The following is an 11,817-nucleotide window of genomic DNA, read 5'->3' on the forward strand; positions in this document are numbered from 1 at the left end:
CGGCCGTCGGTGGGTACCGACGGCCGCGCGTCGCCGGTGTCAGGCCTGTTCGGCCATCCAGGCCGCGATGCGGCGATCGGCCTCTTCCCGCGAGATGTCCTCCACCCGGGTCAGCGCCGCCCACCGGTGCCCGAACGGGTCGACGATCACGCCGAACCGCTCGCCGTTGACGAAGGTCTGTGGTTCCTCGGCCAGGCGGGCGCCGTTGGCGACCGCCCTGGCGACCACGGCGTCGACGTCGGGACAGTAGTGCACGATGGAGGTGTGGACCCAGTCCTCGGGTGCCCGCACCTTGTTCTCGGGCATGGGCATGCCGAGCTGGATGGTGGAATCGCCGATGAGCAGTTCGGCGTGCGCGGGTTGGCCGTCGGGCCGGTCGGCCCGGCTGAGTACCTTGGCGCCGAACACCTCGGTGTAGAAATCGATGGCGGCGTTGCCGTCGGGCACCGCCAGAAAGCAGGTGATGGAGTGGTAGCCCTCCGGGATGGGCGCAACGGTGTCGGTCATGACGACGATCCTGCTCGCGCGGTCGCGGCCGGTCTTGTAAGAAGGCGACAAGATCCGATGACCACGGGTGACGCGCCGGATCTCGCCGATCGCAAGGGCATTCTGCTGCCGGACGAACAGGCAAGGCATCGCACGCTGGACCGGCTCCCGGTCGGGCCCGCGCTGAGCGGCTTCGCCGACCGGTACTGGGTGGTGCGCTGGGATCTGCGCGGCAAGCCCGCCTATCGCGCGGAGGTGTTGTCGTTTCCCTGCGTCAATGTCACCTTCGAGCGCAGCGGTACCAGGACGGGCGGGTTCGTCACCGGCGTGTGCACCACGAAGTATGTGCGCGAGCTCGACGGGGTGGGGGAGACCTTCGGCATCCGGTTCCGTCCCGGTGGGTTCGGCGCGTTCACCGGCATGGATGTCGGTGCGCTGCGCGATGATTCGGCGCCGCTGGCCGAGGTGCTGCCCGCCGCGGCTCACCTGGGCGACCTGGTGCTCGCCGAATCGTCGGACGCGGCGCGGGTCCGGCTGGTCGAGGAATTCTTCGCCGGGCGCGGTCGCGGCGGCGACCCACACTACGCACTGGTGGCCCGCATCGTGGCCGCGATGGCCGACGATGCCGGGCTGACCAGGGTCGATCAGGTCACCGAGCGGTTCGCCGTCCCGATCAGGACCCTGCAGCGGCTGTTCCGGCGCTATGTCGGCGCCGGTCCGAAATGGGTGCTGTGCCGATTCCGCCTGCAGGACGCCGCCGATCTGCTCGCCCGCGGCGCCGCACCGGACCTGGCGGATCTGGCCGCCGAACTCGGCTATTTCGACCAGGCGCATTTCTGCCGGGAATTCACCGCCGGGATCGGGATGTCGCCGTCGGAATATGCGCGCAGGGCGCGGTCGGGGGCATCCGGCGCGGTCTCGGGCGGTGCCCAGACACGGAAATAGCAGTTTGAAATATTCTCGTTTCACCCAGTGGTGGTTCAGCTCCGGGCTAGGGTCACCGCAGGCGCGGCGACCCGGTGTCGCGTAGAAGTGAGGACTGCAACGGTGACAACACTTTTCCGCCGCGATTCGTGGCCTGCCCTGATCGGTTCCGCCCTGGCGGCGGTCGTGGCCACCGCCGCCTTCGCCGCGCCGGCGGCCCATGCGAGCGGCACGCAGTACGTGGAAGTCGCGGGCTCGGATCATCGGGCGGGCTGTGCGTACACGGTCACGGCGGTCGGCGTCGTCGGATACAGCAGCGCGGACTCCGGCGCCGAGGTGACGTTCTACGACAACGGTGTGCCGATCGACAGCGTCTGGGTGCCCACGGTCGGTGCCACCACGGCGACCTGGCGGCCCGCTGCGGCAGGCACCCATGAGCTGACGGCGAAGGTCGTGTTGCTCGGTACCAAGTGGATCACGCCGACCACGGTGACCGTGGCGCCTGCCACCGGAACCGGCAGTGCCGCCTGCGGATTGCCGAGTTTCTCCGGGTGATGTGAGCGAAATCCCAGCCGGGACCGGCGTGGTGATTGTGTTGTGATAGGCCACAATTCCGGCTGATCCGGTTCTGGTTGCCCCAGGTGAATCCTCGGATCCGTCGCGAGAACCCGCGTCGGACCGGCCCGCGAGATCAACACTCCCGGTGTGATCTGTGGCGATTGTCGATAAATCGGCCTGTTTTGGCGTTAGGGTCGACCCAATTGCCGCGCTGACGCTCGATTCCCGGGTCGTTCGACGTCGGCACCGACCAAGTTGGAGGAGAGATGACCGCCTACCGGACCATTGTCGTCGGTACTGATGGCTCGGATTCGTCGTACGTCGCGGTGGAGAAGGCCGCGGCGCTCGCCGCCGATGCGGACGCGACTCTCGTGCTGGCCTGCGCCTACTTCCCGACCGACGATCGCGATGTCGCCGCCGCTGCCGACGTCCTCAAGGACGAGGCCTACCAGGTGCGCGGCTCGGCGCCGACCAACGAGATCCTGCACGTCGCACGGGAGAAGGCCGTCGCCGCCGGCGCGAAGAACATCGTCGAGCGCGCCATCGTCGGCGAGCCGGTCGATTCGCTGCTCGACCTCGTCAAGGAGGTCGAAGCCGACCTGCTGGTGGTCGGCAACCGTGGCCTGAACACCCTCACCGGTCGCCTGCTCGGCTCGGTGCCGTCCGACGTGGCTCGCAAGTCGCGTTCGGACGTGCTGATCGTGCACACCGTGCGCTAGGACCGCTTCGGCAACGTCGAGGGCGCCGCGTGCCGCGCGGCGCCCTCGCGTGCGTTCCCGGACGGCCGAGTGCGGGCCAGGACCCCGCCGCGTGGCCCGGTGTGGGCTCGCGCGTCGGGCTGCCGGCTAGGCCAGCGCCGACAGCACCTCGGGCAGGTCGTCGGTGTGCACCACCGCGAGTCGCTGGGTCGCGCGGGTCAAGGCCACGTACAGGTCGTTGAGACCGCGCGGGGACTCGTCCAGAATCGTCTGCGGCTCCACCAGATACACCCGGTCGAACTCGAGGCCCTTGGCATCGTGGACCGTCAGTACGCTCACGGATTCGCCTGCCAGCGAAGACAATTCGGGGACCAGTTCGGCCGGAGCGAGTACGGCGGCGGTGCCGGGCGCGTGCTCGGACTCGAGCAGCCCGGCGAGCGCACCGGCCACCTGGGCGGGCCGGACTCGGTAGGCCCGTGGCCGATGGCCGGACTCGCGGACCGATCGCGGCACCTTGGTACCGGGATCGATCGCGGCGAGCACGTCGGCCGCCACCGCCATGATCTCGGCGGGCGTGCGGTAGTTCACGGTGAGTTCGGTGAGCTTCCAGCGTTGCGCCACATACGGTTCCAGCACCCGCTGCCACGACGACGCGCCCGCCGGATCGCCGGTCTGGGCCACATCGCCCACCACGGTGATCCACCGGTTGGGGATGCGACGCATCACCATCCGCCACGCCATGGCCGACAGCTCCTGCGCCTCGTCGACGATCACGTGCCCGTAGGTCCACGTGCGATCGCCCGCGGCGCGCTCGGCCGTGGTCTGCCGGTTGCCGAGTTCCTGTCGCTGGGCCAGCTGCGAGGCGTCGATCAGGTCGTAGGCCATCAGGATCTCGGGGTCGAGCTCGTCCTCGATGTCCTGTGGCGCCGAACCGGTGAGGATGTCGAGTGCGTCCTGCGCCTCGGCCAGCTGCGCGCGCCAGCGGCGGCGGGCTCGTTCGCGTTCCTCGGAGTCGTCGACGCCGAGCAGTTCGGCCAGCTCGTCGAGCAGCGGCGCGTCGGCGGCGGCGAAGGTGCCGTCGTCGGACCGCACCAGTTCGGCGCGGTCCTCGGGGCTCAGCGTCTTCGCTGCCCGGTCCAGCCGCGCCGGGTCGGCCAGCAGATCGGCCAGCACGTCTTGCGGCGACAGGATCGGCCACAGCGCGCCGATCGCGGCCTGGACCTGCGGGTCGGCGCGCATCTCGTCGCCGATCTCGCTGAGATCGGCGGAACTGAGCAGGCTGGTGCCGCCGGACAGATCGGCGCCCATGGTGGCGGCGAGCTGGTCGGTGAGGGCATCGATCACCGAGGCCGCGAAGATCGGGCGGGCCAGATTGTGCGGGCGGCGCGAGGACCTGGCCCGGCCGCGTGCCCTGGTGGCGATCTTGCGGTCCAGCGTCACCGGATAGCCGTCGAAGGTCAGCCGCACCGGCTGCGCAGGCACCTCCTGCCGGTCACGCACCGCCTGCTTGAGCACCTCGAGCATGTCGAGCGAGCCCTTGATCTCCCCGGCCCGCAGCGAGTCCGCACGGACCGCCTTCACGCCCGGATACAGGTCGCCGATGGTCGACAGCAGCACGCCGGTCTCGCCGAGCGAGGGCAGCACCTGGCCGATGTAGTCGAGGAAGGTCGCGTTCGGGCCGATGATCAGTACGCCGCTTTTGGCCAGCTGCTGGCGGTAGGTGTAGAGCAGGTAGGCGGCGCGGTGCAGCGCCACCGCGGTCTTGCCGGTGCCGGGGCCGCCCTGCACCACCAGCACGCTCTTGTGCTCGGAGCGGATGATCGCGTCCTGCTCGGACTGGATCGTCTCCACGATGTCGTTCATGTGCCCGGTCCTGGCGGCGTTGAGTGCCGACAGCAGCGCGCTCTCCCCGCCGACCCCGTCGTCGGCGCCGACCACGCCGTCGCGCTCGGCGGCCGCCAGATCCAGGTACTCGTCGGTGATCGCGGTGACCGCGCGATTGCGGGACCGGATGTGCCTGCGCCGGACCACGTCCTCGGGGTTGGCGGTGGTCGCCAGATAGAACGGGCGGGCCAGCGGCGCGCGCCAGTCCAGCAGCAGCGGCTCGTAGTCGTTGTCCTCGTCGAGGATGCCGAGCCTGCCGATGTAGCGGGCCTCCGGCTCGCGGCCGTTCAGATCGATCCGGCCGAAGCAGAGGCCGTGCTCGGCGGCATCGTATTTCGCCAGGTCCTCGTTGTAGAGCGCGGTGAACGACTCGCGCTCACTGCGTGCCTGCGGGGTGCCGCCGGATTCCAGCAGTACGGTCTTGAGCCGGTTCTGCGCGTAGTCGCGCATGCCGTCGAGCCGGGTGTAGAGCACCGACAGGTACTGCTGTTCCGCGGCGCGTTCGTCAGCGAGGCGGTCGGGCAAAACGGGACTCCTTCGGCACCGGCGAGAACAGAGTTGTCGAGTCTACTCGGACCCAGCAGGGTCGCCGACGATCGGCGTGAAGTGTTCGACCACGGGAAACGGATCGTAGAAGTGGTGCAACAGCGTCCGCCAGCGCTGATATGCCGGCGAGCCACGGAAGCCCTCGGTGTGATCGGTGAGCCGCTCCCAGCGAACCAGCAGCAGGTAGTTCTCCGGCCGTTCCACACACCGCGACAGCGAGAGGCCGCCGAATCCGGGCATGCCCGCGATGATCGGGTACGCCTCGGCGAACGCCGCCTCGAACGCGTCGGCGTGTCCGGGGCGAACCGGCAGGATGGCGTGTTCGACGATCACGCCGATCAGTGTGTCAGGAGGCGTGGGTGTTGTTCGAGCGTCGCTGCTGACCGAGACCGAGGTCACGGTGATCGGCGGGCTTGTCGCGGTACATCGCCAGGTCGGCGTCGTGCAGGACGGCTTCGGGCGTGCGATGCTCCTGCGGCTGGAGCTCGGTGACCCCGATCGACGCGCTCACCTCGAGCCGGTGACCGCGGGCGATGATCGGCTCGCCGATGGTGGCGCGCAGCCGGTCGATCAGTGCGGGCAGGTCGGCCGGGTGCGGATGACCGGAGAGCAGGACGAGGAACTCGTCGCCGCCGAGCCTGCCGACCAGATCCTCGGCGCGCAGGGCCCGCTGCAACCGCTGGGCGACGATCTGCAGCACCAGGTCGCCGATGGCATGGCCGAGGGCATCGTTGATCGCCTTGAAACCGTCGAGGTCGAGGAACAACACGGTGGTGACCGTGCCCGCGTCGTCGGCGTCGAGCGCGGTCGCCAGCTGCGACAGGATCAGCGAGCGGTTGGCCAGCCCGGTCAGCGCGTCGTGGGTGGCCTGGTATTCGAGCTGACGCTTGCTCTCCCGGAACGCGGTGATGTCGGCGAACGAGGACACCCCGGACGACTCCGGGCTCTCCGGATTGAGCAGCCGGCAATTGCAGGTGAGCCACACCTGGGTGCCGTCGTCGCGGTCCACCCCGAACACGAACTGGGTAACCGCCTCCCCGGTCGCCAGCGTGTGCGCCATCGGATGCCGGGTGGTCGGCAGCGGCTGCCCGTTGCGGTCGACCATCGTCGCCGGGAGTTCGTCGATGCGGCGGCCGACAAGCGGCGCCGTCTCGTCGAGACCGAGAATGCGCCGCCCGGCCGGATTGATCGACTCGATCCGGCCTGCGCGGTCGACGACGAGCACGCCCTCCTCCAGCTGGGACACCACGGTGGTGAAGTGTGCCTCGGCCCGCCGCGCCGACGCCTCCGCGGCTCGCTGGGCGGTGAGGTCGTGCACCACCACCTGGTAGGCGAGATCGTCCTGCCAGGCCGTGAGCACCGAGACCGTCCGCACCGGCACTGTGCGCCCGTCCACCCGGACCAGGTCCATCTCGGTCGGCGGCGAGGCCGCGCCCTCGGCGGTGAGCTGGGCGATCCGGTCGAGCATCGGCGCAACGGACTCGCGCGCGACGAAGGTGGTGATCGAGAGCCCGAGCAGATCGGTGGCCATGCGCGCGCCGAGCAGCCGGACCATCGCGGGATTGACATAGACGATGGTGCCCGCCTTGTGCACGCAGATGGCATCGGGCATGTGCTCGACCAGCGAGCGGTACCGCCGCGCGAGCTGCTCGGCGCCGGCCTGTTCGGTATGTACGTCACCCACTGCGATACCCCCTCTCGGTGCCTGGCCCGGATCCGGCGAACAGGACTACTGTGAGAAATCTCGATGCGATCCGCGAGGAGCGATGTGAAACCCGAGGCGTGTCCCGGCGGCAGGGCCCACCGACTCGATTCTATGTCGATCTCCGGGGTGGGTGTGGTCTCCGGCTACGGATGGGGACGTGAACCGCTGTGGCAGGGGATAACGGGAGGGAAACCAGCCGCCGGTTTGCACCCCGGTTACGGCGTCGGACGCGACGAACACGCGTGGGTGGGCCGGATCACCGATCCCGACGGCATGCCCGGCCTGTTCGGGCGTGCCGTGCGGGCCGCGGCCACCGAGGCGATCGCCGACGCGCAGGATCGCGGCTGGCGCCGGACCGGCCGCACGGTCGGGCTCGTCCACGCGTTCACTCTCGGCGATGTCGCCGACTGGCGTGACTTCTACCTCGTCGACCACGGACACCGGCGCTCCCGCGACTATCTGCGGCTGCTGCCGTCGACGCCGATCTCGGTGGTGATGCAGGACTTCGGTTTCCACGGTCCGGCGATGAATGTCTCCGCGGCCTGCAGTTCGGGCAGCGCCGCGCTGCTCACCGCCCAGCTGTGGCTGGCCGCCGGGCTGGTCGACGACGTCCTGTGCGTCACCACCGACCTCTCGGCGACACCGGACATGCTCGAGCACTTCGTCGGGATGGGTGCCGCCGTCGCCGACCTGGATCCGTTCACCGCGTGCAGGCCGTTCCAGGAGGGCACCCGCGGCTTCGTCATGGCCGAGGCCTCGGTGGCCCTGTTGCTCAGCGACGCCGTCGACCGGCCCTACGCCAGGGTCCTCGGCGGCGCGATGACCAACGACGCCCACCACGTGGTGTCGGTCGATCCGGCGCACACACAGCTCATCGACTGCGCGCGGCGCGCGCTGGCGGCCGCCGGCATCGACGCCGCCGATGTGGCCTACGTCAACGCGCACGCCACCGGCACCAGACAGTGCGACGCGGCCGAACGTGACGTGCTCACCACCGTCTTCGCCGACCGGCCCGTCGTCACCGCGCTCAAACCGCTTACCGGGCACTGCCAGGGCGCGGCCGCGGCGGTCGAGGTCGCGGCGCTCGCGCTGTCCTACGACCGGGGACTGGCGGTGTCGGCGCCGATCGTGGCGCCCGCGCACCCGCGGCTGCTCGACGGGACCGCCGAGCTGACCGGTGGGCTCACGGTGAAGCTGTCGATGGGCATGGGTGGCACCAACGCCGCGGTCGTCCTCGCGCCCGCGGTGAGTCAGTCGCCCTCGCCTGCCTCGGGACCCGCCGCCAGCGCATAGCCGTCGGTGGGTGTGTCCTGGGGGAGCGGCACCGCCCAGCGCAGCAGGGTGCCTGGCATGTCCGGGTGGTTGCCGTCGGCGTCGGGCCGCTTGGCCGGACCGATCTCGAAGTGCCCGCCGGCCTCCTCGGCTCGCTGCTCGAGATTGCGCAAGCCACTGCGGATCACATGATTGGGGATGCCCCAGCCGTTGTCGACGACCTCGATCGTCAGGTCGTCGGCCACCTCGATCACGATCGCGACCGTGTCGGCCCCGGAATGGCGTGCCGCGTTGCTGACCGCCTCGCGCACCACCGCCTCGGCGTGATCGGCCAGCTGCGGGTCGAGCACCGACAGCGGCCCCGACACCTGGATCGTGGCCCGCAGGGCGATATCGGCGGTCTGGCGCCGGATCGCCAGCTCCAGCCGCTGCTGCAGCCCCGCGCTGTGCTCGGGTCCGCTGGCGTGCAGGTCGAAGATGGAGGTCCTGATCTCCTGCACCACCTCCTGCAGATCCATGATCACCGACGAGAGGCGTTGCCGCACTTCGGGAACGACCGCCTTCGGCATGGTCGCCTGCACGGTGAGACCGATCGCGAACAGCCGCTGGATCACGTGATCGTGCAGGTCACGGGCGATGCGGTCGCGGTCGGCGACGATGTCGAGTTCGCGCATCCGGCGCTGAGCGTCGGCCAGCCGCACCGCCAGCGCGGCTTGATCGCAGAACGCCGCGGTCAGCTCGAGCATCTCGTCGGAGTACGGTGCGAAACCGGGCGGCCGGATCGTCACCAGAACCCCGAGGGTGGCGTCCGGGGTGCACAGCGGCAGTACCAGCGCCGGTCCGGCGCCCGGCAATTCGGCATCGGGGAACTCCACGCCGAGGGTCACCGCCGAGGCGTCGTCGAACCGCAGGGGCGTGCGTCTGCTGAACGCGTCACCGAGCGCGGTGCCCGCGACCGGGACGGTCTGCCAGTCCTGGCCCGCATCGGGGCCGGTCCACTGCGTGATCACCAGCTCCGAGATCCCGGCGGGCGCTTCGTCGGGCACCGGCACCGAGGCAAGGAACGCCTGATGGGACCCGGTGAGCTTGCGCGCGTGGTCGACCACATGGCCGAGCACGCGATCGGATTCGGTGCCCGCCAGGAACTCGGTCGCGATATCGCGGGTGGCCTCGATCCAGGCCTGCCTGGTCCTGGCCTGTTCGTAGAGGTGCGCGTTGTCCACCGCGATGCCCGCCGCGGCGGCGAGGGCGAGCACGAGGACCTCATCCTCCTCGGTGAACGGCTGCCCGTCGGACTTCTCGGTGAGGTACAGGCTGCCGAAGACCTCGTCGCGGATCCGCACCGGCACCCCGAGGAAGGTGTGCATCGGCGGATGTCCCGCCGGGAAACCCACCGACGAGCTGTGCTCGGTGAGATCGGCGAGCCGCAGCGGCGACTTCTGCGCGAACACGGCGCCGAGCACGCCGTGGCCTGCGGGCAACCGCTCGATCCGGTCCCTGATGTGTTCCGGCATGCCCTCGTCGATGAACTGCGCGACCTGCTGATCGTGGCCGCGCACCGCCAGCGCGCCGTACTGCGCGTCGACCAGGTCCATCGCCGTCCGCACGATCGTGCGCAGCGTATCGTCCAGATCGAGGCCCGCGGTGACCGTGAGCATGGCCTCGACCAGGCCGTCCATCCGGTCGCGCGAGCCGATCATCCCCTCGACCCGGTCGGCCACCTCACCCAGCAGGTCGCGCAACCGCTGCTGCGAAGCGGTCCGGCCCACCGAATAGCGGCCACCCTGACCGTCATTCGCCATCGCCGCCATCCCGTCGCCGCCCCCACCGTCGACGCAGAGTCTAGTCGCACGGCCTGCACGCTGTTCGGTGACTTTCGGCCCTTCACCCACGACGCGCGCAGTGGTGGCATAGGGCACCGGGAAAAGGGATCGAGAAGTGGGGCATGAGATGAATTCGTTGTCGACGACCCAGCACTGGACGACCGCCGCGGACCCGGAGCTCGCGGTGACCACCCGCGGCGAAGTGCCACCCCAGGACGTGACGAGGGCGGTCCGCGCGATCACCAGGGTGATGCGCAGGCATCACCTCGACAGCCCGGCCCGGGTGCGCGTCACCGCGCCGCAGGGCGGCGACGAGCCGACCCTGGTGCAGGCCAATATCCGCACCAACGACACCCTCACCCGCGTGCAGGTCACCGGGCCGGGCGGGTTCGCGGTCACCTTCGCCGCCGAACGGCTGGACCGTCAGCTGGCCCGCCGCGCGGGCAAGGAGGCGCGCGGCGCCTGGCCCGATCCGGCCCGCCGCCCGCTGGCCCAGGTCACCGACACCCGCCCGATCATCCGCCGCAAGGACTGCGCGCTGATGACCGGCACCCCGCTGGAAGCCAGCACCGTCCTCGACGCGATGGACTACGACGCGTACCTGTTCACCGACGCCCAGACCGGCGAGGACGCCATCGTCACCTGGGCCGACCCGCACGGTGTCAGCCTGGCCAGGCAGCGTCACACCGCCGCGGCGGGCGAGCCCGCCGACCTGCCGCTCACCGCGGGTGCCATGCCGGTGCGCGTGGTGCAGGACGCGGCACCGGTCTTCGCCGAGGACGAGGCCTCGCACGTGCTGTGCACCGCGGGACTGCCCTACCTGTTCTTCACCGACAGCCACACCGGCCGCGGCAACCTGCTCTACCGCCGCTACGACGGCGACCTGACGATCGTCGTCCCCTCCTGAGCCGTCAGGGTTCGCGCAGTTTCGTCGCCAGCACGGCGGCCTGGGTCCGGCGTTCGACGCCGAGCTTGGCCAGCAGGCGGGAGACGTAGTTCTTCACGGTCTTCTCGGCCAGGAACATCCTGGCCGCGATCTGCCGATTGGTGAGGCCCTCGCCGAGTAACTCGAGCAGCCTGCGTTCCTGTTCGGTGAGCCCGGCCAGCGCGCCGGAGGGTTCGGTGCTGCGGCGCAGCCGGGCGCGCAGTGCGTCGGCGGCGCGGGTGTCGAGCAGGGAGTGCCCGGCGCCGACCTGTTTGATCGCGTCGGCCAGTTTCATCCCGTCGATGTTCTTCACCACATAGCCACTGGCGCCTGCCAGGATGGCGTCGAGCATGGCGTGCTCGTCGGAGAACGAGGTGAGGATCAGGCAGCGCAGGTCGTCGAACTCGGCCAGCAGGTTGCGGCACAGTTCGATGCCGTTGCCGTCGGGCAGGCGCACATCGAGCACCGCGACGTCGGGCCTGGCCTCGCGGATGCGCACCATCGCCTCGGCCACACCGCCCGCCTGCCCGATCACCCTGAGTTCTGGATCACCCTCGAGCAGGTCGATCAACCCGCGCCGCACGATCTCGTGGTCGTCGACCAGGAACACCTCGAGCACTTCGGCTCCTTCATCGTGTCTACCGTCCCCGCCCCGTGTCCAACATAATCCGCGTACCGAAAGAGCGGGCACAGTCCGGGATCTCGACCACAACGACCCGACCTGGAGCGGAACCCGGAGCCCTACGAACGCTGCAGCGTGACCACCCAACCCAGCCCCGACGACCCGACCTCGAGGAGGGTCACGCCGCGCAGCGGCGGTCGCGGCCCGTCCCGTCGATCAGGCGCCGTTGCGCAAGCGACGAAGGAGCAAGCAACGGTGCCTGATCGACGGGACCCAAGGGGGCCGCGACTCGAGCGCGCCAGCGCTCCAACAATCCTGTCGGTGGGGGCACCTAGCATGGGTCGACGGGGGTTCATGTCCGGTCGGCGGATGAC

At 70.0% G+C, this 11,817-nt stretch carries 11 protein-coding genes; 5 read left to right on the forward strand and 6 right to left on the reverse strand.

All coding sequences use genetic code 11. From position 1 onward, the window contains the following. Window positions 1-39 precede the first annotated feature (39 nt). Window positions 40-507, reverse strand: a complete 468-nt coding sequence (locus tag ACFOW8_RS00530; RefSeq protein ID WP_378543647.1) for a VOC family protein — start codon at window positions 505-507, stop codon at window positions 40-42. Between the two features lie 57 nt (window positions 508-564). Between ACFOW8_RS00530 and ACFOW8_RS00535 the strand changes: the two genes are divergently transcribed. The 3 genes from ACFOW8_RS00535 to ACFOW8_RS00545 all read left to right on the forward strand — a co-directional run bounded on the left by ACFOW8_RS00535 (window position 565) and on the right by ACFOW8_RS00545 (window position 2,687). Next, window positions 565-1,431, forward strand: coding sequence for an AraC family transcriptional regulator (locus ACFOW8_RS00535; protein WP_378543649.1), 867 nt, complete (start codon window positions 565-567; stop codon window positions 1,429-1,431). A 102-nt stretch (window positions 1,432-1,533) separates the two neighbouring features. Further along, window positions 1,534-1,965, forward strand: a complete 432-nt coding sequence (locus ACFOW8_RS00540; protein WP_378543651.1) for a hypothetical protein — start codon at window positions 1,534-1,536, stop codon at window positions 1,963-1,965. A gap of 269 nt (window positions 1,966-2,234) precedes the next feature. Continuing rightward, window positions 2,235-2,687, forward strand: coding sequence for a universal stress protein (locus tag ACFOW8_RS00545; RefSeq protein WP_378543653.1), 453 nt, complete (start codon window positions 2,235-2,237; stop codon window positions 2,685-2,687). A 126-nt stretch (window positions 2,688-2,813) separates the two neighbouring features. On the opposite strand, the gene ACFOW8_RS00550 is transcribed toward ACFOW8_RS00545, so the two are convergent. From ACFOW8_RS00550 to ACFOW8_RS00560, 3 genes are read right to left on the reverse strand one after another with little or no spacing between them, the layout of a single operon-like run. Then, window positions 2,814-5,075 carry a HelD family protein gene (locus ACFOW8_RS00550; RefSeq protein WP_378543655.1) on the reverse strand — a complete coding sequence of 754 codons (2,262 nt, stop codon included), beginning with the start codon at window positions 5,073-5,075 and terminating at the stop codon, window positions 2,814-2,816. A 42-nt stretch (window positions 5,076-5,117) separates the two neighbouring features. Continuing rightward, on the reverse strand, window positions 5,118-5,429 hold the full coding sequence (locus ACFOW8_RS00555; protein ID WP_378543657.1) for an antibiotic biosynthesis monooxygenase family protein: 312 nt from the start codon (window positions 5,427-5,429) through the stop codon (window positions 5,118-5,120). A gap of 13 nt (window positions 5,430-5,442) precedes the next feature. Continuing rightward, window positions 5,443-6,780, reverse strand: coding sequence for a diguanylate cyclase domain-containing protein (locus ACFOW8_RS00560; RefSeq protein ID WP_378543660.1), 1,338 nt, complete (start codon window positions 6,778-6,780; stop codon window positions 5,443-5,445). Window positions 6,781-6,912: 132 nt separating this feature from the next. Between ACFOW8_RS00560 and ACFOW8_RS00565 the strand changes: the two genes are divergently transcribed. Beyond that, on the forward strand, window positions 6,913-8,094 hold the full coding sequence (locus tag ACFOW8_RS00565; RefSeq protein ID WP_378543663.1) for a beta-ketoacyl synthase N-terminal-like domain-containing protein: 1,182 nt from the start codon (window positions 6,913-6,915) through the stop codon (window positions 8,092-8,094). Here ACFOW8_RS00565 and ACFOW8_RS00570 read toward each other — a convergent pair. Further along, window positions 8,052-9,875 (reverse strand): sensor histidine kinase, encoded by a 1,824-nt coding sequence (locus ACFOW8_RS00570; protein ID WP_378543666.1) that lies wholly within the window; start codon window positions 9,873-9,875, stop codon window positions 8,052-8,054. The two genes, ACFOW8_RS00565 and ACFOW8_RS00570, sit on opposite strands and share 43 nt — an antisense overlap. 148 nt (window positions 9,876-10,023) lie before the next feature. Here ACFOW8_RS00570 and ACFOW8_RS00575 point away from each other — a divergent pair, with 148 nt between their 5' ends. Next, window positions 10,024-10,803 carry a sigma 54 modulation/S30EA ribosomal C-terminal domain-containing protein gene (locus ACFOW8_RS00575; protein WP_378543669.1) on the forward strand — a complete coding sequence of 260 codons (780 nt, stop codon included), beginning with the start codon at window positions 10,024-10,026 and terminating at the stop codon, window positions 10,801-10,803. A gap of 4 nt (window positions 10,804-10,807) precedes the next feature. Here ACFOW8_RS00575 and ACFOW8_RS00580 read toward each other — a convergent pair whose 3' ends face one another. Continuing rightward, window positions 10,808-11,440 carry a response regulator transcription factor gene (locus ACFOW8_RS00580; RefSeq protein ID WP_378543672.1) on the reverse strand — a complete coding sequence of 211 codons (633 nt, stop codon included), beginning with the start codon at window positions 11,438-11,440 and terminating at the stop codon, window positions 10,808-10,810. Window positions 11,441-11,817 lie beyond the last annotated feature (377 nt).

This window comes from Nocardia rhizosphaerae, from assembly GCF_042650365.1.
Classification (GTDB): domain Bacteria; phylum Actinomycetota; class Actinomycetes; order Mycobacteriales; family Mycobacteriaceae; genus Nocardia; species Nocardia rhizosphaerae.